This is a genomic window from Actinomadura sp. NPDC048021 (assembly GCF_040653135.1).
Classification (GTDB): Bacteria; Actinomycetota; Actinomycetes; order Streptosporangiales; family Streptosporangiaceae; genus Spirillospora; species Spirillospora verrucosospora.
In genome coordinates this window covers 113,392-135,792 of sequence record NZ_JBEZJQ010000012.1, presented here as the reverse complement: position 1 = coordinate 135,792, position 22,401 = coordinate 113,392, and the positions used below count along the sequence as shown (strand labels likewise).

The window sequence follows — 22,401 nt, the reverse complement described above, 5'->3', positions numbered from 1 at the left end:
ACCATGACCCAGGGCTGCGCAGCGCCCGAGCAGACGGCGCACCTTCCGGCGACCGTCGACCTGGCCAACGAGGCCGTCATCCAGGGGACCGTCACGCGTGACGGCGCCCCTGTGTCCAGCGCCTACGCCCGCCTCCTCGACTCGTCGGGCGAGTTCACCGCCGAGGTGGTGACGGGCGAGGAGGGCGTGTTCCGCTTCTTCGCCGCCGACGGCGACTGGACGGTCCGCGTCCTGGCGGCCGGCGGTGTGAGCGTCGACACCGGCGTCACCGCGAAGACCGGCGAGGTCGCCGGCCTCGAAGTCACGATCTGACCCGCGTCCGGATCCGCGAACCCCGCCGCCCCCTCGGGGCGGCGGGGTTCGTCGCGTCCGGGGGTCAGTTGCTGAACGTCAGCGTGTTGGTGACCTCGACGCCGAGTTCCCCGGCGGTGGCGAAGACGCTGCCGGTGCGGTCGCCCGTCGGGCCGCCGCTCGACCAGTACGACTGGGCGTAGACGACCGTGGAGCCCTGCGCCCAGGTCCGCGTCCAGTACGCGGGGTCGGCCTTCGGCTGCGGAAGCCCGCTGGCGTCCGACGGGGTCAGCAGCTTCGGCCAGCCCTCCTGGTTCGTGTAGCCCTTGACGATGGCCGCGTCCGTCGACGTGGCGAACTTCAGGATCGAGACCGAGGTGATGATCTGCCTGGACGGGCTGGCGTAGACGGCCGAGTACATGCTCCCCATGCACGGGTGCCGGCGCAGCGCCGGCAGCAGCACGGAGTTCGCGCGGGTGACGCACGACTCGGTGCGCGTCCCCGCCTGGGTGAACACGTTGCCCTTCGCCGTCGTGATCGTCCGCTTCAGGACGCCGGCGGGGTCGACCGCCCCGCCGCTGGAGTAGGTGGGCGAGGGCACGGTCGGCTCCGTCGAGGAGCCGTAGCTCGGGAGGCGCGTCGTGGACGGCAGCGTCACGGGCCGGGCCGGGTCGTCGTCATCGCCGCTGAAGACGAGGACGGCGAACGTCCCGGCGACGGCCACCACCAGCACCGCGCCGACGACGAGCAGCCACACGAGCGTGCTGCCGCCGCCGCGCCGCGGCGGGTACGGGGGTGGGAAGCCGGGGCCGCCGGGCATCGGCGGAGGGCCGGCGGGCGCGGCAGGCGGCGGGAATCCCGGCCGACCGGGCTGCTGGCCGGGCCAAGGTGGGGGGTTCATGGTCGCTCCGGGCGGTTCACGTGCGGGGTGCCGACTGAGGTCGGACCAGACTACGTGCGGTGAATGGTGATTTCGTGGCAGATTTCCCATATACAGATGGCCGCGCCGACACAACCGTTCCGCGGTGGGCATTCCGGGGACCGGAGAGATAGATCACACGCGGGTCCGGTTGCGGCGGGCGGCGAATCCCGGACTAGGTCCAGTCGCGGGTGAGTTCCAGGTCCCAGGGGACGAGGTTCCAGGGGCTGAGGGGCTCGGTGGCGAGCTCCTCGACGAGCCGCTCGTACTCGGCCTGCGCCGGGCCGCCGCCGCCCGACCAGAGCAGGCGTCCCTGCAGGTAGCAGGTCGCCATGTCGCGCCAGGACGTGTACCGCCGCTGGATGTCGAGCGCGAGCGGGAGCATCCGGTCCCAGCAGTACTCCTCGGTCAGCCAGCCGACGATGTGGCCCCACCGGAAGAGCATGAGCGCGCGCCCGTAGTCCCAGATCAGGAACCGTCCCACGTTGGCGCGCAGCGCGGGGTCGGCGAGGGCCTTCAGCCGGTGCAGCTCCTCCGCCGCGTGGTTGCGGTCGTTGAAGAGCTGGTGGAGGAACTGGGCCAGCTCGGCGCCCCCCTCGCTCGCGTCCGCGCCCGGCTCGTCGCGCAGCAGCGGCGGGACGAGCCGCGCGTACGAGTCGCCCTCGTCCCCGTACCGGACGCGGACCAGCTCGATCAGCCGCTCGACGAACGGGGGCTCCAGCCGGTCGCCGGCGATGAGGCCGTCGACCTCGCGCAGCAGCGACTCGTACTCCCGCTGCTCGGCGGGGGAGCGGCCGGCGAGGTGCGCGTCCTGGGTGAAGTCGGCGCGGTGCCCGTCCTGGACGAGCCAGTTGACGGCGCCGAGGAGCTGCTCCAGGTCGTAGGCGCCCCAGGGGTCCTGGAGCAGGTCCTGCGCCGCGCGGCGGTCGGCGGCCGCGGCGGACGCGCCGGGGGCGGCGCCGAGCCGGTCCACCCGGAACCCGTTGACGGCGCCGTAGGGGGCGCCGGCCGCGATGATCCAGCGCTGCACCGGGGTGAGGTCGCTGCCGCGGGCGAGGGCGCCGTTCAGGTCGGGCGCGCGGATCAGATCCCAGAGCCGCCGCTGGAACTCCTCGGCCTGCCGCTCCTCGCTGCCGAAGAACCCGGCGAGCTGCTTGCGCAGCGCCGGGTGCCGGACGTAGAGGCGGCGGAAGAACCGGCCGTTCTTCCACACCAGGTGCTCGGGGCGCAGGTCGCCGAACGGGATCCGCGTGCGCCGGTGGACCATGGCCTGCTCGGCGAACCGCAGTTCGAGGTCCGACCAGAGCCCGGCGAGCGGGGTGAAGCGCAGCAGCAGGACGAACCCGCCCACCAGGGCGAGCAGGACGGCGCCGGGGGCCAGCGCCCACCGTGCCTGGTCCGGGAGCCCGGTCAGGGACAGGACGGCACCGGTCAGCAGCAGGCCCACGCCGCCCGCGCCGAGGCCGAGGAACCAGCCGGTCGTGAGGACGAGGGACCCCTCGATGCGGAGCACCGCCTCCTCGTCGTCGAACTCGAACGACCCCTCGGCGAGCGTCCCTTCGACGGCCCGCTCAAGCGCGTCGAGCTGACCGGCCTCTTCCATGGGCAGGACCGTACAGCATCCCTTACGTCTAGATCATCTACCCGGTGCCCCTTATGCGGCGGTCGGAACGCGGGCCCGGCTCTTTCCCGCGACGCCCGTGGCGCATGTCCAATCTGTGCTGAAATGTTCCGGATGCAGCGAGCCGTCGCGCCCCCGCCCGTGTACTACGCGGACAGCGCCCCGCCGCCACCGGAGCCGCCGGTGCGGGGGCGCCTGTGGCGCATGCTCGGCTGGGTGTCGATCGGGCTGTCGGTCGTGCTCGTGGCGGGCAGCCTCACCGCCTACGGGTTCTGGCGCCGGCTCGACGGGCAGATCGACCGGGAGAACGTCGACGGCCGGCTCGGCGAGCACCGGCCGCCCAAGCTGAACAACTCGCTGAACATCCTGATGATGGGCTCCGACAGCCGCGCCGGGGAGAACGCCCGCTACGGCACCGAGGCCGGGCAGCGCTCCGACACCACGATCCTGCTGCACATCTCGCCCGGCGGGCAGAGCGCCATCGGCGTCAGCTTCCCGCGCGACTCGATGGTGCAGATGCCGCCGTGCAAGCGCAAGAACGGCACGACCGTCCCGGCCCAGTTCGGAATGATCAACGCGGCGTTCTCCAACGGCGGCCCGGCCTGCACCTGGCGGACGATCGAGTCGCTCACCAAGATCCACATCGACCACTACGTCGAGGTCGACTTCGCCGGGTTCAAGCGGGTCGTGGACGCGCTCGGCGGCGTGGAGATCTGCGTCCCCCGGCGGATCGACGACCCCAAGGCCGAACTGCACCTCAGGGCCGGCCGGCAGACCGTCCGCGGCGACCAGGCCCTCGGCTACGTCCGCACCCGCTACGTCCTCGGCGACGGCTCCGACCTCGACCGGATCAAGCGGCAGCAGGCGTTCATGGCCTCCGTCGTCAAGAAGGCCACGGACAAGGGCATGCTCACCGACCCCGGCCGCACCTACGCCTTCCTGTCCGCCGCCACCAGGTCCATCAAGGCGGACGACGGGCTCACCCTGTCGGTGATGCAGAAGCTCGCCGCGTCCCTGGGCGGGATGAGCGCCGGCAAGGTCCGCTTCGTCACCGTGCCCGTGCAGGCGTTCCCGCAGGACAAGAACCGCGTCCAGTTCGCCCAGGCCGCCGCCGAGCCCCTGTTCCGGGCCATCCGCGAGGACAACAAGCTCCCCCAGCCGGAGCCCGTGCCCGCGAACAACAAGGTCCAGCCCGTCCCGCCCACGCAGGTCAGGCTCGCTGTCTACAACGCCTCCGGCACCGGCGGCCTCGCCCAGCGGACCGCCGACCAGCTCACCGAGCGCGGCTTCCAGGTCGTCAAGGTCGGCACCGCCAGGAAGCCCGTCCCCCACACCCGGATCCTCTACGGCGCGGGCGCCGAGCGGCAGGCCGCGCGCACGGCGATCGCGGTGCCCGGCCACCAGCCGCGCCCGTGGGCGTCCGCGAAACCCGGCTACGTCTACCTGGTCATCGGCAGGGACGGCGCCCAACTGCGGGGGCTGGGCCCGATGGTTCCGCAGATCGCGGGGGAGATCCGCGCCGACCGCAACATCTGCGCACCGACCTGATGACGCGCCCGAACCCGTTGGGAGCCGTCTCAGCGGTATCTTGGCCGCGCAAACCATCGACCCTCTTGAAACGTCTCATCTAGGACGGCGCCCCCCTCTACCCCCCGACCTGGCCCGCCGCCCCGCCCCCGCACGGGCGCCCCCCACGGCCGCCACGCTCCCCCCCGGAACGGACGCATGCAGCCCGAACCCTTCACCCTGCTGATGACCGTCTACGGCGGTGATCGTGAGGAGCATGTCCGGGACGCCTTCCGCAGCGCCGTCCACCTCCAGACCCTCCGCCCGGACCAGGTCGTCCTCGTGCAGGACGGGCCCGTCCCGCCCGCGCTCGCCTCCGGCCTGCGCGACCTCGTGAGGATCAGCCCGGTCGAGGTCACGTTCGTCCACCTGGAGCACAACCGGGGCCTCGGCCCCGCCCTCGACGCCGGCCTGCACGCCGCCCGCCACGACATCGTCGCCCGCATGGACGCCGACGACTACTCGATGCCGCACCGCTTCCAGACGCAGGTCCCGCTGGTGCGCGCGGGCGCCGAGCTCGTGGGCGCGGGACTGCTGGAGTTCGGCACCGACATCACCGACATCGTCGGCCGCCGCATCCCGCCGAGCGACCCCGCCGACATCGCGCGCTACTCCCGCCTGCACGACCCGTTCAACCACCCCACGGTCGTCTACCGGCGCAGCGCCGTCGTCGCCGCGGGCGGCTACGGCGACCTGCCCCTGATGGAGGACTACTGGCTGTTCGCCCGCATGATCGCGGGCGGGGCGCGGATCGTGAATGTCGCCGAGCCCCTCGTGTACTACCGCGTCGGCCAGGGGGCCTACGAGCGGCGCGGCGGGCGCGACCTGCTGCGCTCCGAACTGCGGCTGCAGCGCGAGATGCTCCGCGAGGGCTTCATCTCCCAGCCCCAGTACTGGCGCAACGTCATGGTGCGCGGCGGCTACCGGCTCGTCCCCACGCTGATCCGCAAACCGTTCTACCGCGCGGTCGTCGCCCCCTACGGCGCCCGCCGCAACCGCCTGCGCGACCGCGACCGGGCCCGGCCGGGCACCCGCCCGGCCATCCCCTACATCCCCCGGCATGCGCGCCCGGCGGGAGGCGGGCACCAGGGGCTCCCCGGCCTGGACGCCGCCCCGCCGCAACCGGAGAAGTAGCGCGGGGCGGCGCGGGGCCGGGTCACGGCACGGGCCGGCTCCACAGGACGGGCTGGCCGCCGCCCGAGTCGGCGCTGCGGCCCACTCCGAGCAGCGTGTTCCCGAAGGCGGCGAGGCCGGTGATCTCCTGGTCGCCGACGCCGCCGAGGCCGGTGCCGCCGGGCGTGGAGGCCCGCCAGGACGCGCCGTCCGCGGACGTCCACGACACCACATCGGTCGCGCCCGCGCGCCCGGTCGTGCCGGTCGCGGCGAAGCCCTTCGGGGTCGCGGTCAGCGCGCTGACGCCGACGGTCGTGCCGCCGCTCGGCGACGGCAGGGGACGCCACGTCCTGCCGGCGTCGGTGGACACGTAGCCGAGCCAGTCGAGCCCCTTCGGGGTGGCCGCGATCCCGGCCGCCACGAGCGTGCTCCCCTTGGCGGCGACATGGGTGAGGTGGCCTTCGGTCACCCCTGCCCCGGGGAGCTGGAGTTCCTGGAGCGTCCACCGCTTGCCGTCGGGCGACAGCCACACCGACGGGTGGTTGCCCTTGCCGTCCCGGCTGCCGCCGACGGCGGCGTACCCGAACGAACCGGACGCGACGTCCAGCATCCAGCGGCTCGCGGTCTTGGTGCCCGCCATCATCTTCGGGTCCGTGCCCGCGCCCCGCGCCCAGTTCTTCAGGTCGGGCGAGTACCAGGTCGCGACGGAGAAGCCCTGCGTGCCGACGACGACGTACCCGGCGGAGCCGGCCGCCGCGGCATGGGTGACGGGCGGGCCCTGCTTGTTCGCCGCGAAGGCGGGCGCGGTGTCGGCCGCCTGCCACGTCGAGCCGTCCTGGGAGGTGACGACGAGGGGGCGGCGCGGCGCGGACTGGTCGTAGCCGACCGCCAGCCAGCCGGCGGCTCCCGCGGCGACGTCGACCAGCTGCTGCGGGCCGGGCCGGGTGAACGCGGCGCCGAGCCCCTGCGCGGCCTTCCAGGACGCGCCGTCCTGCGACGACCACACGGCGGCATCACCGCTCGCGCTGCCGACCGCGACCGCGAGGCCGTTCGTGGCGGCCACGGCGCGCACGGCGTGGTCGGGCCGGACGGCGCCGGGGATCTTCGCCGGGTCGACGGGGAGCGCGGCGCCGCCCGCGTCCCACACGCCGAGCATCGGGTCCAGGTCGCCGCCGCCGGGCTCGCGGCCGACGAGCACCGTCTGGCCGCCCGCCGCGGCGGCGCCCAGCACCTCCCGGCCCGCCTTCGACTCGGCGGTGCCGGCCGCCTTCCAGGCGGCGCCGTCCGCGGTGCGCGCGAGCAGCACGTCGGTGCCCCGGACGACGACGGCGGTGAAGCCCCGGCCGTCGGAGACGATCCCGTTCGTGCGCTGGTAGCCGGCCGGTTCGAGCTTGCCGGTCCTGGTCCACGACCTGCCGTCCCTGGACGTGTAGGCCTGGCCGAAGAGCTTCCCGGACGCCGACATCTCGCGCATCGCCAGGAACCCCGCCCCGCCGCCCCCGCCGATCATCAGGCCGCGGCTGCCCTTCGGCGCCGGCACGTCGGATGTCGCCCACGTCCGGCCGGCGTCGTCGGAGCGCCAGACCTTCCGGTACGGGCCGGGCTTCTTGGAGTCGGGCGTGATGAGCCCCTCCAGCAGGATCACGTCGCCGTTCGCCGCGGTCTCGACCAGGGAGAACCCGGCGTTCTGGACCTGCAGCCCGATCTGGTCGCCGACCCGCGCCTCCCACCGGCGTCCGTCGCTCGACAGCCACACCGCCGGACGCGCGTCGCTGAAGTCGCCCTTGGGGGAGTTCTCGCCGACGGCGAGGAACCCGCCGCCGGTGCCGACGATCCGGGTCACCCGGTTCTGCGGGCCGAAGACGTCGCCGACGGCGTCGGGCTGGCGGCGCCACTCCTTGCCGTCCTTGCTGGTCCAGACGGCGCCGCCGCCGTTGACACGGCGGCCGACGGCGACCCAGCCGCGGCGTGACGCGCCGACCGCCTCGGGGACACCGCCGGGCGGCGCGAGGCCGCCGTCGGTGTCCTGCTGGTCGACCGACGTGAAGGTGCGTCCGCCGTCGGTGGAGACGAGGAACAGGCCGCGGGAGTTCTGCGGGTCGGTCTCGCCGCCGACCGCGACCACCGTCGAGCCGCGCGCCGCGACGCCGGTGACCTGCTGGTCGCGGCCGTCGGTGCGAGCGGCGGCGTCCACGGGGAACAGCGCGCCGGCGAGCTTGGCGCCCGCGCCGCCGTCGCCGTCGTCGTCACCGCCGACCAGGCCGGGCACCACGAGCACGCCCGCGGCGACCAGCGCCACGGCGGCGAGCCCGCCCGCGCCGATGAGCAGCGGCTTCCTGAGGCTCCTGCGGGGCCCCTTCGGGCCGCCCGGCCCCCCGGTCCGCCACGGCTCCTCGATCACCGGCGGGGGCGCCACCGGGTGGACGGCCTCCGGGCCGGGGGCGGGGGGCGGCGTCCCGGGGATCTGCTGCGCCCACGGGAACGGCTCCGCCGCGGGTTGGGCCTGCGGGGCGGGGGAGGCCTGCGCGCCGGGGATGTCCTGCGCGTAGGGGAACGGCTCGGGGGCCGGGCGCGCAGGGGTGCCGGGGATCTCCTGCGCCCACGGGAACGGCTCGTGGGCCGGGGGGCTCTGCGGGGGCGCGGGCTGCGGATGCGCGGCCTGCGGGAAGGACGGCAGCTTCTCGACGCGGGTGACGTCCGCCATGTCCTGCCCGTAGGAGGGAGGCGGCTGGGCGGGGAACTCGGTCCTCGTGACGTCCCCCGAGTCCTGCCCATAGGAGGCAGGCGGCTGGTTGGGGGGTTGGATCCACGTCACTTCCTCAGCGTCCTGCCCCTGGGAGGCAGGCAACTGGACGGGGGGCCCGATCCACGTCACCTCCTCCGCGTCCTGCCCCTGGGAGGGAGGCGGCTGATCGGGGGACTCGACCCTCGTGACGTCGCCCATGTCATGCCCCTGGGAGGGAGGCGGCTGGGCGGGGGACTCGATCCTCGTCACGTCCGCCATGTCCTCCTCGTAGGAGGAGGGCGGCGGGAGAGGGATCTCCGTCCTCGTCACGTCCGCCATCTCCTGCCCGTACGGGGAGGGCTGCGGCGGGCGGACGTCGGTGGACGCGGCCGGAGCGTCCGCGACGGGAGCGGGCAGGACGGGCGAGGCCGCCTCCTCGCCATCGCCGCCCGGCTCTCCGGCGGTCTCCGCGGGCCGGTCGGCCGCGGGCTTCTGCCGCTTCGGCAGGATCAGCGTCTGGTTGAACTTGGGGTCCATGACGGTGCGGTCCGCCATGTCCGCCTCCGGGTCGTCCTCCGGGGAGTCCTCGGGGTAGTCCTCGGGCGCGTCGGCCTCGTCGGAATCGTCCTCGGGATCGTCCTCCGGATCGTCCGCGGGGAGCAGAGGGCCGGACGAGGTGTCCTGGTCGTCCAGCCAGTGCGACGGGGGAGGCGTCTGCTCCGGCTGCCCGGGTTCGGGACGCTCACCCTCGTGGTCGTCATCCGGCTTTCCGGTTGGAGTCACGCCCTCTCCCAGCTTCCGGTCACTCTGCACGTCTCACCCTGCACATCGCCCTGGCGCGTCCGCAGTCGTCAGCGATGATAGCGGCGCATAAAGGACGGAACTTCGTCATCGGCTCCGGCCCGCGGGGGTGCAGCCGGAGCCCGTGCAGTGGGTCAGCGCGTACAGGAGGTCGGACAGGTGGCGGCGCCGCTGCTCCGGCAGCCCGGCGGCGATGTTGTCCAGCTCGTGCGGATCGCGGACCCGGTCGTAGTACTCGGTCTCCCCGCCGGTGTACTCCACGTACAGCATGTCGCGGGTGCGGATCGCGTTGTAGGTGGTCGGCGCGCCGGGCGCGGAGTCCTGCCGGTCGGGGTCCAGCGGGGACGGCGGCGGCTTGACGTGCTCGACCAGCGCCGACTCGCGCCAGCCCGCCGGGGCGGCGCCGCGCAGGAACGGGACGAGCGACCGGCCGTCGGTCGCCGCCGGCGGGCGCACGCCCGCCAGTTCCTGGAAGGTCGGGGCCAGGTCGGTGTTCTGCGCGAGCTCGCTGACCTTGCGCCCGGCGGGGACGCCCGGCCCGACGACGATGTAGGGCACGCGGACGTCGGTGTCGAACGCGGTCATCTTCCCGCCGGCCAGCCGGTGCTCGCCCAGGTGGAAGCCGTTGTCGGAGCCGAACACCAGGTAGGTCTCCCGGTCGAGGCCGCGCTCCTTCAGCGTCGTCCGGATGCGGCCGACCATCTCGTCGACCGACTGCACCATCCGCACCCGGTCGCGGAAACCCTCGTCGATGCGGCGGATCCCCCACCTGCGCAACGGCGCGTGCGACCGCAGCCAGGACGGCTTGTCGCGGATGTCGGCCTCGTTGAACGACGGGGGGCGCGGCGCGGTCAGGCCGCCGAACAGCCCGGCATGGCGCGGCGCCGGCACGAACGGCCCGTGCGGCGCGAACGTCGCGATCTGGATGAAGAACGGCTGCCCGGACGCTCCGGACCGCTGGACGAACTCGACGCCCTTGTTCGCCAGGACGTCGGTCAGGTAGTCCTGCGGCCGGGCGCCGTAGTGCACGAGCCGGCCGTTCTCGTTCAGGTTGTAGTCGTACTCGGGATAGCCGTTGCCGCTGACGTGCCACTCGTCCCACCCCGGCGGCACGTACGGCTTCGTGTCGCCCTGGGTGTCGTTGGGCTGGTAGCCGTTCATGTACTTGCCGAGGAGCGCCGTCCGGTAGCCGGCCTTCTGCAGCGACGGGGCGAACGACGCCTGCTCGCCGCCCTTGTCCTTGAAGACCTCGTAGCCGCCGTCGGGCGGGAAGTTCGTGCGGACACCGGTGTTGTGCGGGTACCGCCCGGTGAAGATCGTGGCGCGCGAGGTGCAGCAGAGCGAGTCGGCCATGATGAAGTCGTCGAAGGTGAGGCCGTCCCGCTGCATCTGCACCACCTGCGGCATGTGCGCGATGAGGTTCCAGGACAGGTCGTCGGTGAGGACGAACACGACGTTCGGCTTCTTCGGGGGCTTCACCGCCTTCGGCGCGGGGCGCTCGTCCGGCCGGAAGAGGCAGCCGCTCGTCCCGAGGACGGCGAGCAGGCACAGCACGGCCGCCAGCCGCCGATGCCGGCTCAACGTCCGTGACCTCTCCGCGCCGGGCGTCCTGCCCGTGTCGAGCGTCCCCTCCGTGATGAGCGTGTCCTTTCTGTGGCGAGATCGCCGGGCAAGCGTAACGATCCGGACGCGGGTCGCGCATGCGGCGCCCGTTGGCCGTCCCGCCCCGGTTGTTGGCATGATGCGGGGTGCCATGAGGTGGACGGACCGTGACCCGCGGGCGCTCGCACCGCTGCTGCCGCTGATCGCGGGGGCCGCGATCAGCGCCCTGGTCGCGTTGGTCGTCTGGCTGGCGGTGACGGTGGCCCCGCCGTCCGGCGGGACGGGCGCCCACCCGCGGGGCGGTTCCGGCCGGCCCGGCTCGGGCGCGTCGCCGGGCGCGCCGCCGCCGAGCCCGGCGGGCACTCCGGCGGCGATCGACCCGCCCGGCTACTCGCCCGCCGCACCGGTGATCGACGGGTCCTTCGCCGACCCCACCGTGATCAAGGTGGCGGGGACGTACTTCGCCTACGGCACCAACAACGCGGACGCGACGATGCCGGTCGCGACGGCCCCATCGCCGACCGGGCCGTGGAGGACGAGGCCCGGCGACGGCCTGGCCCGGCTCCCGGCCTGGGCCGCCGGAGGCTGGACCTGGGCGCCCGAGGTGGTCGCGCCGCGCGAGCCCGAGGGCACCTACGTGCTGTACTTCTCCGCGCGCCGCAGGGACGGCGCCGAGCAGTGCATCGGGGTCGCGACCGCGTCCTCGCCCGCGGGCCCGTTCGTCCCGCAGGAGGGCGGGCCGCTGGTCTGCCCGCTGGACCTCGGCGGCGCGATCGACCCCGGGTCCTACGTCGAGCCGGACGGCACCCGCTACCTGCTCTACAAGACCGACGACCAGAAGACGGCCGCGATCTACCTGGTCAGGCTGAGCCCGGACGGGCTGCGCCCGGCCGGCCCGGCGAGGCTGATCATGGGGCGCGCGGCGGACGAGCCCGTCCTGGTGGAGGCGCCCGACCTGGTCCGGCGCGGCGGGAAGTACGTGCTGCTGTACTCGGCGGGCTGGTACTTCACGCCGGAGTACCAGACGCGCTACGCGGTGGCCTCGTCGATCGAGGGGCCGTACGCCAAGGGCGGCGCCGTCCAGTCCACCGGCCTGTACGGCGGGAAGGTCGAGGGGCCGGGCAGCGCGGACGTGTTCGCCGACGACACCGGCGACTACCTCGTCTTCCACGGCATCCTCGACCACCACGGCGGCTCCCGGGTGACCCGCGGCATGTACGTCGCCCGCCTCGGCTGGGACGGCGCGCGTCCCGCCGTCCGGGGCGTCCCCGTCCGGTACGAGGCGGAGCGGGGGCGGCTGAACGGCTGCGTCTCGGCGCTGGCGCGGCCCAACGCGTCCGGGGGGTCGGCGGTCGGGCCCTTCGCGCGCGACGACTGCCGCGTCGAGGTGCCGGTGTTCGCGCCCACCGCCGGGAGCTACGCGGTCCGCACCCGGTACGCCAACCGCTCCGGCCGCGACTCCGACCTGGAGATGTCGGTGAACGGCTATGCCGCGACGTCCGTACGGCTGCGCGCCACGGCGGGCGCCGACTGGGCGGACGTCCCCGCGACGGTGGAGCTGGCGGCGGGCTGGAACACGATCGGCCTGCGCCGCCTCGACGGTCAGGGGCAGGTCGACTACCTGGAACTGCGGTAGGGGCCCGTCCGCTCGAACAGGACCAGCCAGCCGCCCCGGTACGTCCACGTCCCGGCCCTCCGCCAGGGCCCGGCGGACTGCACCGCGCGCTCCCGCCGTTCGATGATCGGGTTGTGCGGGTCGAGGGAGCGGTGGTTCATCACCCACACCCGGTCCGTCCCGGCGAGCCTCGGCGGCAGCTCGCGGGGGAGCAGGTCACGGCCCTTGAGGTTGGCGGCGGCCACCGGGTCGGTGCTCACGCCGGCGTCGCGCAGCCGCCCGAAGACGCCGGGGTAGGCGGCGGCGCTCCACCGGGCGCTCCCGGCGAGGTAGACGATGGCGTCCCCGGGCCGGGCGTGCGCGCGGACGGCGTCGGCGGCGGCGCGCATGTCGTCGAGGCGGCTGTCCTGGCGGCGGATGTCGCCGTGGACGCGCAGGGACGGGACCACGAGCACCGCCGCCGCGGCGGCCACCGGTACGGCGCGGGCGGCGGGGCGGCGGGCGACGGTGAGCAGCCCGGCCAGGCCGGCGCCGACGAGCAGCGCGACGGCGGGCAGGCAGTAGGTCGTGTACCGGTAGTAGAAGACCGGGTCCGTCACGCTGGAGACGAGGAGCAGCAGCACGGTCGGCACGAGCGCCCAGGGGAGCGCGACGGCGGCAAGGGAGGCCGTGCGGTGCGGGACGGAGACGCGGCCCGAGATGCTCGCCGCCACGCCGAGCAGAGCGAGCGCCACGACCGGCGCGACGAGCGCGCGGTCTCCGGTCAGGAACTGGAGCTGCGTCCACGCGACGTCCCACGACGGCCGGGGAAGCCACTCCACCTGGCGCTTCTGGTCCTGCGCCGCGAGCGTCAGAACCACGAGCGGGGCCGCGGCCACCGCCGCGGACGCCAGCCAGCGCAGCCACACTCCGGCCTTGGGACGGGTCAGCAGAACGGTCACGCCGTGCGCCGCGAGCAGCAGGGCCCCGTCCAGGTGCAGGAACCCCAGCACCGCGACCGCGGGGGCATAGCCGGCGAACCACCGCCAGGGACGCCGTTCGTCCCGGTCGAGGGCCCGTACGAGCAGGTAGGTGGCGAGCACCGCGACGGCCGCGGTCATGGCGTAGGAGCGCGCCTCCTGCGCCCACCGGCTCGTCTGCGGACCGGCGGCCCACACCAGCCCGGCCGCGAGCCCGGCCGGCGGCCCGAGGCAGCGCCGGCCGAGGACGGCGAGGCCCGCGGCGGCCGCCGCCATGGCGAGCGCGCTGGGCAGCCGCAGCGCGAGCGCGCCCGTCCCGAACACCGCCACCCACGGCTTCATGAGCATGTAGTAGAGGGCGTGCACGAGGTCCAGATGCGGGAAGACGCGCAGCATGTCGCCGTACGACCGGGTCGTCATGCTGATCGTGGCGCCCTCGTCCAGCCACAGGGACGGGGTGCCGATGCCGACGAGCGCCACGGCGAGCGTCAGCGCGGCGCACGCGACCGGCGGCGCCGGACCGGCGAGCAGGCGAGTGACGCGCGCGGTCCCGTCCCGGGGCCGGCTAGCCGTCGCGACCATGGCCGCGACCGTCGGGAGGTAACTCGGCTTCTGGCAGGACACCGGCCTCCCGCAGGATCGCGGCGGTCGGCCTCGGACGGGTGAACAGGCCGTCCTTCACGCCCCGGGCCAGCGCCCGGCGCAGCACCGCGCGGTCGGAGGAGCCGGCGAACGTGCGGGCCCAGCGCCGCGCCGTCGACCCCGCGTACAGGGCCCGTTCGGGCGGCGCGAGCCCGCGGCTCCCGGTGAACAGCCAGATCTTGTTGCGCACCTCGTAGAAGAAGCGGTCGCCCGGGTCCGCGTCCGTCCCGCCGAACTCCCTGGTCTTGTGCACGACGACGCTGCCGGGGCAGAGCAGCCCGCGGCGCCCGCGCAGCAGCCGCGTCGTGAACTCGAAGTCGTCGTTCCAGAGGAAGTAGTCGGCGACCGGCAGCCCGCGCTCGCGCACCGCCGCCGCGTCCACCAGCGCGGACACGAACGACGCGGACCGGATCGGCACGCAGCCGGCCGCGTGCGCGACCCGCGACTCGGCGGCCGTCGCCCGCGGTTTGGGGCGGGGGGTGTTCATCGGGTGGTCCCGGCCGTCGGTCCAGACGACCCGGCTCGCCACGAGCACGGGCGGCCCGTCCTCGCCGGTCGCGGCCTCCCGCGCGTCCAGCAGGGCTCGGAGCGCCTCCGGCTCGGGCACGGTGTCGTCGTCCAGCAGCCAGAGCAGATCCGCGCCCTCGCCCATCGCCCGGGCCATGCCCGCGCTGAACCCGCCGGCCCCGCCGATGTTGCGGGGCAGGGCGAGCAGGTGCACGCCCGGGAACCGCTCGGCGACCATCGCGGCGGTTCCGTCGGCGGACGCGTTGTCGACCACGACGATCCGGTCCGGGGGCCGCGTCTGGGCGCCGAGCGCGGTCAGGGCCTCACCGAGCAGGTCGCGCCGGTTGTAGGTGACGACGACCGCGGTGACGGACGGTCCGTTGCCGCTCCTCGCGCCCGGGGTCACGGGTTGCGCCTGCCCGCGGCCCTGCGGGCGGCGCGCTGCAGCGCCGGCGACGGCGACGCGGCGGTCTCCATGAGTCGCTCCAGGTTCTCCTTCACGCCCGCCATCTCGCTGTGCAGGTGGGCGAGGCCGACGCGTTCGCGCGCCAGCGACAGCTCCTCCAGCAGGTGCGCCGCCACCTCGACGGACGCGGTCGCGACCAGCTCCTCCGGGACGTCGCCGGGGAGCAGCGCGGCCTCCGGGACCCGGGACGTGGTCAGCTCGTCCAGGTCGCCGGCCACGTCGTAGCCGGAGGCGCGCAGCGACTCGGCCAGCTCGCGGGTCCGGTGCGCGGCCCACTCGGCGTGCCGGGCGGGCAGCCCCATCCGGGTGCGGTCCGTCCCGTCGGCGAGCCGCGTCGACCCCCCGGATCCGGCGGCGCCGCGCCCGAGGAGGTGGTCCTGGACCATGTGCTCGTAGTCGCCGCCGAGCGTCGTGCCGATCCTCTCGTTCAGGCGGCGGAGCAGCTCCGCCTCGACCGCCGACAGCGGCTCGTCGCCGGGGATGCCGCCGAGGTCGCACACCCCGTCCTCGACGCCGACCAGGGCGCTGAAGCGTTCCCACATCAGGCCGGCGCGGCCGCCCGGCGGCGGCAGCGTGAGGACGTGGACGCGTTCCCGCGGCACCGCCGACCCCCAGGCCCGCAGCACCCGCACCGGGTCGTGCAGCCCCCAGAACATCTCCCCGTACGGCTCCGGCGCGTCGATGCCGAGCGCGACGAGATCGTCGACGAAGCGCTCGAACGTGATGGTGTGCGCGTGGCGGATCTGCTCCTGCCAGTCGAGGATCAGCTGCCAGCCGAGGTCGCGGGTGGCGAGGACCACGTGCACCTCGGCGGGCTCCAGCGCCGAGACGGCCCGCTTGACCTGCTGCTCGGTCGCCCCGCCCAGCAGAGGCTGGGAGAAGACGACCGCGGGGCCGTCCCAGTCGCGGGCGCGCTCCACGACACGGTCCCACGCGCCGTCCCAGTCCGGGTCCCGGTGGCCGCCCCAGCTCATCTCGCGCAGGTCCATCACGGCCGCGAAGTGCTCCTGCGGCCCCGTGACGGGGTAGCAGACACCGGCGTCGCCCAGCCGCCGCCGGTTGCTCCACAGCGCTCGGTGCAGGAAGTCCGCCTCGGCCGTCGGCGCCCCGACATGCAGGTAGACGGACTTACCGGAATCCCCCATACGGGCGCTCACCTCGTTCTCGTCTCGGCGTCGGGCCGTCGCGTCCCGCCCTGGAACCTGCGGTAGGCGCCGCGCAGCCGGAGCGCCGCCGGGTAGCGCTCCCGCGCCGTGCGCTTGGCCCGCTCGACGAACGGCGCGGCGTCCTGCACGAGCCGGTCCGTCGTGGCGAGCAGCCCCGCCGAGCCCGCGCGCAGCATGCCGATCTGGTCGCGGGCGGGGAGGCCGGCGCCGGGCACCGCCTCGGCCCGCCTCCGATTGTCCTGGACGCGCCGCAGCAGCGCCGCGACGGCGTCGAGGCCCACGTCCGCCATCTCCGCCCAGCGGACCTCGTCGGGCGGCGGCGCGGGCGCGGTCCCGAGGGCGGGGCCTGACGCCGCCGCCGGCATCAGCTCGTACAGGTCGCCCACCACGTGGTAGCCCGCCGCGCGCAGCGCCTCGACGGTCTCCACGGCCCGTTCCACGGCCCACGGAACGTGCTCGCCGGGCAGTTCGATCCTGACCGGCGACGGACGTCCGGTCAGGAGCCGCTGCGCGAGGAACAGCTTGACGTCCTCGTTGTAGGCGTGCCAGCCGACACGGTCGCCGAGCGTCTCGTTGAGGCGCAGCAGGAACTGCGTCTCGCTCAGCCCGAGCGACGGGTTGGCGAACGTCCGGGACAGGTCGTAGTCGTCCGGGACGAGGCCGGTGGCCGCGCAGAAGCGCCGCCAGAGCAGGTCGCGGGGCGCGCCGGGCTGGGGGAGGGTGACGACGTGGACGCGCTCGGGCGGCAGGTCCTCGCCCCAGCGGCCGAGCACCGCGACCGGATCCTGCAGGCCCCAGAACAGCCGCGCGCTCTCGTAGGCGTGCCAGTCCTTCCGCCGCAGCGACGCCACGAACTCGCCGAACGAGGTGGTGAAGCGGTTCTTGACGTCCTCCTGCCAGTGCGCCGGGATCTGCCGGCCGAGGTCGCGCGCGGTGAAGACCACGTGAACATCGGCGAAATCGAGGTCGGCCATGGCCTGCCGGATCCACTGCGGCTGGGCCGGCGCGAACAGCTCCTGCGAGATGACCACGGTGCCGGGCCAGTCGCGGGCCTCGGCGACGAGGTCGTGCCACGCCCCCCGGGTGGCGGGGTCGGACGCCTCGCGGAAGAACGTCCGCCGCAGGTCGAACGCGGCGCGGACGTGCGCGGCCTGGTCGCGGCCCGGGTAGAGGACGCCGTGCTCGCGCAGCCGGTCGCGGTTGTGCCACAGCACGTGCTGGAGGAAGGTCGTGCCGCTCTTGGCGGCGCCGACGTGCAGGAAGACCGCGGGGCGCGCCCCCCGCGCCGCACCGCTGGCAGGGCTGTGCGCCGCACTGCCGGGAGTGGGTGGGGCCACCGCGATCCTTGGCTTCCTGCGACGGTACCGAACGAACCCCGGGTATCTTAGCCGCATTCCGTACAGTGGATCCGGCCGGCGCCCCCGTGCGGCCAGGTCCCTCGCTCCCCGCACGAGTCGGATGGACGCCGTCCAGTGAACGTTGATCTCGTGGTGGCCGGTGCCGGTTTCTTCGGTCTCACGGTCGCCGAACGATGCGCGGCCGGCCTCGGCCTGCGCGTGCTCGTGCTCGACCGCCGCGACCACATCGGCGGGAACGCCTACAGCGAGGCGGAGCCGGAGACGGGCATCGAGGTGCACCGCTACGGCGCGCACCTGTTCCACACCTCCAACGAGCGGGTCTGGGAGTACGCGAACCGGTTCACCGCCTTCACCGGCTACCGGCACCGCGTGTACTCCACCTACAAGGGCCGGGTCTACTCGATGCCGATCAACCTCGGCACGATCTGCGAGTACTTCGGCCGGGTCTTCACCCCCGGCGAGGCGCGCGCGCTGATCGCCGAGCAGGCCGCCGAGATCCGCCGCCCGGCCAACCTGGAGGAGCAGGCGATCTCGCTGATCGGGCGCCCGCTGTACGAGGCGTTCATCCGCGGCTACACCGCCAAGCAGTGGCAGACCGACCCCCGCGACCTGCCCGCGGAGATCATCACCCGGCTCCCGGTGCGCTACACCTTCGACAACCGGTACTTCGACGACGCCCACGAGGGGCTCCCGGTCGACGGCTACACCGCCTGGCTGGAGCGGATGGCCGACCACCCGAACATCGAGGTCCGGCTGAACACCGACTTCCTCGACCTGCGCGACGACCTCGTCGGCAACGTCCCCGTCGTCTACACCGGCCCGCTGGACCGCTACTTCGACTACGCCGAGGGCGAGCTGGGCTGGCGGACGCTGGACTTCGAGACGGAGGTCGTCCCGACCGGCGACTTCCAGGGCACCCCCGTCATGAACTACGCCGACGAGGACGTTCCCTACACCCGGATCCACGAGTTCCGGCACTTCCACCCCGAGCGGGCCGCCTACCCGTCCGACCGGACGGTCATCATGCGGGAGTACTCGCGGGCCGCCGCCCGCGGCGACGAGCCGTACTATCCCGTCAACACCGCCGCCGACCGGGCCCGGCTGCTCGCCTACCGGGAACTGGCCCGGCGTGAGGACGGCGTGCTCTTCGGCGGGCGGCTCGGCACCTACAAGTACCTCGACATGCACATGGCCATCGCGAGCGCGCTCACCATGGTCGACAACCGGCTGCGTCCCCATTTCGGCGAGGGTTCGCGTCTCACTAGCGGAGGTATGGACGAGTGACCGAACACGCCGAGGCGTCCGGGGAGTCCGGCGCCGCCCCCGGGCTGCGGGTCCTGCAGCGCGTCGTCATGCCGGTCGACCGCGACCTGGACGTGCTCAAGCTGTACGTCGAGGGCGAGATCGCCCGTGGAGCCGAGGCCGTCGCGGCGGAGACGGCCGCCGAGGCTTCGGCCGGGGCCCCGGCCGACGGGCCGGAGGGCGTCGGCCGGCGCAGCGTGGTCGTGCCGGTCGGGCGCCGGGTCTCGTTCGCGACCTACTTCAACGCCTTCCCCGCCAGCTACTGGCGCCGCTGGACGTCGGTGGAGGAGGTCGTGCTGCGGGTCCGGCTGCGGGGCCAGGCCACGGTCATCGTCTACCGGTCCAGCGCGAAGGGCCACGTCCAGCGCGTCGACTCCGTCCGCGTCGACTCCGCGACCTCCCGCGAGGAGACGTTCCGGCTGACGCTGCGCCCGTTCATCGACGGCGGCTGGTACTGGATGGACGTGCTCGCCGGGGAGAGCAACGCCGTCCTGGAGCGGGCCGACTGGTGCGCCGACACGGGCGCCACCGGACCCGTCCGGCAGGGGCGGGTCAGCCTGGGCATCACGACGTACAACCGCCCGGGCTTCTGCGTCGACCAGCTCGTCGCGCTCGGCGGCGCGCCCGAGGTGCTGGAGGTGGTGGACGCCGTCTACGTCGTCGACCAGGGGGACCAGCGCGTCCGCGACGACGACGGCTTCGCGCGCGCCGCCGCGTCGCTCGGGCCGAAGCTGCACGTCATCGAGCAGGGCAACCTCGGCGGTTCCGGCGGCTTCTCCCGCGCGATGGACGAGACCCTCAAGGCCGGGACCAGCGACTACGTCCTGCTGCTGGACGACGACGTGGTCACCGAGACCGAGGGCGTCCTGCGCGCCGTCGCGTTCGCGGACTTCGCCCGGACGCCGACGATCGTGGGCGGCCACATGTTCAACCTCTTCGTCCGCTCGCAGCTGCACGCCTACGGCGAGACCATCGGACGGTACCGCTGGTGGTGGGAGGAGGCCCCGCACACCAAGCGCGAGCACGACTTCGCCAGGCCGCCCGACCCGAGCCCCCGCGCGCGGACCAGCTCCGGCAGCCTCCTCAAGACGAAGTGGCTGCACCGGCGCGTGGACGTCGACTACAACGGCTGGTGGATGTGCCTGATCCCCACCGACGTCGTCCGCAAGGTCGGGCTGTCGATGCCGATGTTCATCAAGTGGGACGACGCCGAGTACTGCGTCCGCGCCGGCGAGGCCGGCTTCCCGACCGTGACGCTGCCGGGCATGGCCGCCTGGCACGTCCCCTGGCAGGACAAGGACGACGGCATCGACTGGCAGGCGTACTTCCACGAGCGCAACCGCCTGGTCACCGCCCTCATGCACTCGCCGTACGAGCGCGGCGGCAACCTGCTCAAGGAGAGCTTCATCATCTCGGTGAAGCACGCGCTGGCCATGCAGTACTCCACCGCCGAGCTGATGCTGTCGGCGATCGAGGACGTGCTGAGCGGCCCCGAGCACATGCACGCGGGCATCGCCTCGAAGCTGCCGGAGATCCTCGCGTTCCGCGCCGACTTCCCCGACGCGCAGAACCGCGCCAGCCACGAGGAGTTCCCGCAGGTCCGGCGCGCCAAGCCGCCGAAGCGCGGGCGCGGGTTCAAGCCGCCGCGCGGGACGGCGAACGTGCTCGCGAGCGCGATGCTCGGCACCGTCAGGCAGCTCCGTCCGGTCGAACCCGGCTCGCGCGGCAACCCGCAGGCCGTCGTCCCGCACATCGACCGGCACTGGAGCCTGCTGTCGCAGGTCGACAGCGCGCTCGTCTCCTCCGCCGACGGCACCAGGGTGGCCTGGTACCAGCGCGACCCGGAGCGTTTCCGGACGCTGCTGCGGCGCACGTCGCTGCTGCACGCCCGGCTGGGGCGCGAGTGGCCGGAGCTGAGCCGCCGCTACCGGGCCGCGATGGCCGACCTCGCCTCCGCCGAGGCATGGCGGGCGACGTTCGACGCCGCGGGCGGCGGGAGTGCCGACGCGGGCGGCGGGGGCGCCGACGGGGGCGGGCGCGGATGACCGCCACGCCGGTCCGCGCCGACGAGGGGCTGCGGGCGCCGGGAGGGGACGGCGGCCTCCGGCGGACCTTCCGGGAGAAGTACCTGCTGCGGCTGCTGGTGCGCCGGGAGCTCAGAGCCCGCTACAAGGGCTCGCTGCTCGGCCTCGGCTGGTCCTACGTGCGGCCGGCCGTGCACTTCGGCGTCTACTTCTACGTCATCGGCGTGTTCCTCGGCATGGACGACCGGGTCGAGGACTTCCCGGTCTACCTGTTCTCGGGCATGGTGCTGATCAACCTGTTCACCGAGACGCTGCACTCGACGACCCGCTCGGTGACGGGCAACGCCGCGCTCGTCCGCAAGGTGTTCCTGCCGCGCGAGCTGTTCCCGACCGCGTCGGTGCTGGTCTCGCTCGTCCACTTCCTGCCCGGGATGATGATCCTGCTGGGCGGGTCCGTCGCCGCCGGATGGCGGCCGTCGCCCGCGGAGCTCGGCGCGGCCCTGTACGGGTTCGCGATCGTCCTCGTGCTCGGCTTCGGGCTCGGGCTGCTCTGCGCGGCCGTGAACGTGTTCTTCCGCGACCTGGAGCAGGTCGTGGACATCTCCATGATCGTCATCACCTGGTCGGTGCCGATGATCTATCCATGGACCCACGTCCGGGAGCACGCGCCCGGCTGGGTGCTGGACGTCTACCTCGCCAACCCGCTCGTCAGCGCCGTCTCTCTGTTCCAGCGGGCCTTCTGGTACCCCGGGACCCGCGGCGACCACGCCTTCCCGCCCCACCTCTACGCCCACGCCGGGGTCGCCCTGGCCGCCAGCGTGCTGGTGTTCGCCGCCGGGCACGCGGCGTTCTCCCGCATGCAGGCGCGCTTCGCGCAGGAGCTGTAGCCGTTGAACGCCTCGCACCCGACCGCGGCCCCGTCGATCGTCATCGACCGCGTCACGAAGAACTTCACCCTGCGGCACGCGCGCTCGATCAAGGAGATGAGCGTCCGCGCGTTCCGCGGGCAGCGCCTGTCGGACCGGTTCCGGGCGCTGGACGAGGTGAGCCTCACCATCGGCCAGGGCGAGACCGTCGCGCTCATGGGGCTGAACGGCTCCGGCAAGAGCACCCTGCTCAAGATGATCTCCGGGGTGCTGCGCCCGGACAGCGGGTCGGTCCTCGTCCGGGGGCGCATCGCCGGCCTGATCGACGTGGGCGCCGGCCTGCACCCCGAGCTGACGGGCCGCGAGAACGTCTACCTCAACGGCGCGATCCTCGGCATGCCGCAGGCCGAGATCGCCCGCAAGTTCGACGCGATCGTCGAGTTCTCCGGCGTCGAGCGCTTCCTGGACGACCAGGTGAAGTTCTACTCGTCCGGCATGTTCATGCGGCTGGCCTTCTCGATCGCGGCGCACACCGAGCCGGACGTCTTCCTCATCGACGAGGTGCTGGCCGTCGGCGACCCGCCGTTCCGGGAGAAGTGCCTGGACCGCATCCGCGAGCTGCGCGGCGAGGGCCGGACCATGGTCGTCGTCGCGCACGACATCCGGATGCTCGTCGGGCTGTGCGACCGCGGCGTCACCATGCGGCAGGGCCGGGTGATCTTCGACGGGCCGACGGAGGAGGCCGGCCGGCTCGTCCGCGAGGACCGCGCCGCCCGCCGCGCCGCGGCGGCCGGGACGACGGCCGCACCGGGAGTTTCCGGGGGAAACGGAGTTCTCGGTGGATAGGGTGTCCCGAGC

General features: G+C 73.9%; 16 protein-coding genes. 8 read left to right on the top strand and 8 right to left on the bottom strand.

Annotated elements, in window-relative coordinates; genetic code table 11:
• Positions 1–3: 3 nt before the first annotated feature.
• Positions 4–312, top strand: a complete 309-nt coding sequence (locus AB0C87_RS21365) for a DUF1416 domain-containing protein (protein WP_185031495.1) — start codon at positions 4–6, stop codon at positions 310–312.
• A gap of 64 nt (positions 313–376) precedes the next feature.
• Here AB0C87_RS21365 and AB0C87_RS21360 read toward each other — a convergent pair whose 3' ends face one another.
• A complete protein-coding gene (locus AB0C87_RS21360; RefSeq protein ID WP_345172804.1) occupies positions 377–1,192 on the bottom strand; it encodes a hypothetical protein in 816 nt (271 codons plus the stop codon).
• Between the two features lie 193 nt (positions 1,193–1,385).
• A complete protein-coding gene (locus AB0C87_RS21355) occupies positions 1,386–2,813 on the bottom strand; it encodes a DUF1266 domain-containing protein (protein WP_360579139.1) in 1,428 nt (475 codons plus the stop codon).
• 132 nt (positions 2,814–2,945) lie between these two features.
• Between AB0C87_RS21355 and AB0C87_RS21350 the strand changes: the two genes are divergently transcribed.
• Complete coding sequence (locus AB0C87_RS21350; RefSeq protein ID WP_345172808.1) at positions 2,946–4,379, top strand: LCP family protein; 1,434 nt, start codon at positions 2,946–2,948, stop codon at positions 4,377–4,379.
• Between the two features lie 177 nt (positions 4,380–4,556).
• A complete protein-coding gene (locus tag AB0C87_RS21345; RefSeq protein WP_345172809.1) occupies positions 4,557–5,531 on the top strand; it encodes a glycosyltransferase in 975 nt (324 codons plus the stop codon).
• Between the two features lie 22 nt (positions 5,532–5,553).
• Here the strand turns inward: AB0C87_RS21345 and AB0C87_RS21340 are convergent, their stop codons facing one another.
• Positions 5,554–9,018 carry a hypothetical protein gene (locus AB0C87_RS21340; RefSeq protein WP_360579137.1) on the bottom strand — a complete coding sequence of 1,155 codons (3,465 nt, stop codon included), beginning with the start codon at positions 9,016–9,018 and terminating at the stop codon, positions 5,554–5,556.
• Between the two features lie 105 nt (positions 9,019–9,123).
• On the bottom strand, positions 9,124–10,617 hold the full coding sequence (locus AB0C87_RS21335; RefSeq protein WP_345172813.1) for a sulfatase: 1,494 nt from the start codon (positions 10,615–10,617) through the stop codon (positions 9,124–9,126).
• A gap of 172 nt (positions 10,618–10,789) precedes the next feature.
• On the opposite strand from AB0C87_RS21335, the gene AB0C87_RS21330 reads away from it, so the two are divergent.
• A complete protein-coding gene (locus AB0C87_RS21330) occupies positions 10,790–12,274 on the top strand; it encodes a family 43 glycosylhydrolase (protein ID WP_345172815.1) in 1,485 nt (494 codons plus the stop codon).
• On the opposite strand, the gene AB0C87_RS21325 is transcribed toward AB0C87_RS21330, so the two are convergent.
• From AB0C87_RS21325 to AB0C87_RS21310, 4 genes are read right to left on the bottom strand one after another with little or no spacing between them, the layout of a single operon-like run.
• Entirely contained in the window at positions 12,256–13,794 is a 1,539-nt protein-coding gene (locus AB0C87_RS21325; protein WP_360579134.1) for a glycosyltransferase family 39 protein, read from the bottom strand. The genes AB0C87_RS21330 and AB0C87_RS21325 overlap by 19 nt on opposite strands.
• Positions 13,778–14,767: a glycosyltransferase gene (locus tag AB0C87_RS21320; protein ID WP_345172819.1), complete on the bottom strand. Its 990-nt coding sequence runs from the start codon at positions 14,765–14,767 to the stop codon at positions 13,778–13,780. Before AB0C87_RS21320 ends, AB0C87_RS21325 begins: the two co-directional genes overlap by 17 nt.
• Positions 14,764–15,972, bottom strand: a complete 1,209-nt coding sequence (locus AB0C87_RS21315; RefSeq protein ID WP_360579132.1) for a hypothetical protein — start codon at positions 15,970–15,972, stop codon at positions 14,764–14,766. Before AB0C87_RS21315 ends, AB0C87_RS21320 begins: the two co-directional genes overlap by 4 nt.
• A gap of 8 nt (positions 15,973–15,980) precedes the next feature.
• Complete coding sequence (locus AB0C87_RS21310) at positions 15,981–17,330, bottom strand: hypothetical protein (protein WP_345172823.1); 1,350 nt, start codon at positions 17,328–17,330, stop codon at positions 15,981–15,983.
• A gap of 135 nt (positions 17,331–17,465) precedes the next feature.
• Between AB0C87_RS21310 and glf the strand changes: the two genes are divergently transcribed.
• Genes glf through AB0C87_RS21290 form a run of 4 tightly spaced genes read left to right on the top strand, consistent with a single transcriptional unit; the run spans position 17,466 to position 22,389 of the window.
• Positions 17,466–18,635: a UDP-galactopyranose mutase gene (gene glf, locus AB0C87_RS21305; RefSeq protein ID WP_345172825.1), complete on the top strand. Its 1,170-nt coding sequence runs from the start codon at positions 17,466–17,468 to the stop codon at positions 18,633–18,635.
• The gene (locus AB0C87_RS21300; protein WP_360579129.1) at positions 18,632–20,698 is read left to right on the top strand and encodes a glycosyltransferase; all 2,067 of its coding nucleotides are present in this window, start codon (positions 18,632–18,634) and stop codon (positions 20,696–20,698) included. The genes glf and AB0C87_RS21300 overlap by 4 nt, the downstream gene beginning before the upstream one ends.
• Positions 20,695–21,564, top strand: coding sequence for an ABC transporter permease (locus AB0C87_RS21295; RefSeq protein WP_345172828.1), 870 nt, complete (start codon positions 20,695–20,697; stop codon positions 21,562–21,564). The genes AB0C87_RS21300 and AB0C87_RS21295 overlap by 4 nt, the downstream gene beginning before the upstream one ends.
• Before the next feature lie 3 nt (positions 21,565–21,567).
• The gene (locus AB0C87_RS21290; protein WP_345172830.1) at positions 21,568–22,389 is read left to right on the top strand and encodes an ABC transporter ATP-binding protein; all 822 of its coding nucleotides are present in this window, start codon (positions 21,568–21,570) and stop codon (positions 22,387–22,389) included.
• The last annotated feature ends 12 nt before the right edge of the window (positions 22,390–22,401 follow it).

Excerpts from the sequence above, each read along its gene's own strand:
- AB0C87_RS21365 (WP_185031495.1), top strand. The coding sequence starts at position 4 with ATGACCCAGGGCTGCGCAGCGCCCGAGCAGACGGCGCACCTTCCGGCG.
- AB0C87_RS21360 (WP_345172804.1), bottom strand. The coding sequence starts at position 1,192 with ATGAACCCCCCACCTTGGCCCGGCCAGCAGCCCGGTCGGCCGGGATTC.
- AB0C87_RS21355 (WP_360579139.1), bottom strand. The coding sequence starts at position 2,813 with ATGGAAGAGGCCGGTCAGCTCGACGCGCTTGAGCGGGCCGTCGAAGGG.
- AB0C87_RS21350 (WP_345172808.1), top strand. The coding sequence starts at position 2,946 with ATGCAGCGAGCCGTCGCGCCCCCGCCCGTGTACTACGCGGACAGCGCC.
- AB0C87_RS21345 (WP_345172809.1), top strand. The coding sequence starts at position 4,557 with ATGCAGCCCGAACCCTTCACCCTGCTGATGACCGTCTACGGCGGTGAT.
- AB0C87_RS21330 (WP_345172815.1), top strand. The coding sequence starts at position 10,790 with ATGAGGTGGACGGACCGTGACCCGCGGGCGCTCGCACCGCTGCTGCCG.
- AB0C87_RS21325 (WP_360579134.1), bottom strand. The coding sequence starts at position 13,794 with ATGGTCGCGACGGCTAGCCGGCCCCGGGACGGGACCGCGCGCGTCACT.
- AB0C87_RS21315 (WP_360579132.1), bottom strand. The coding sequence starts at position 15,972 with ATGGGGGATTCCGGTAAGTCCGTCTACCTGCATGTCGGGGCGCCGACG.
- AB0C87_RS21295 (WP_345172828.1), top strand. The coding sequence starts at position 20,695 with ATGACCGCCACGCCGGTCCGCGCCGACGAGGGGCTGCGGGCGCCGGGA.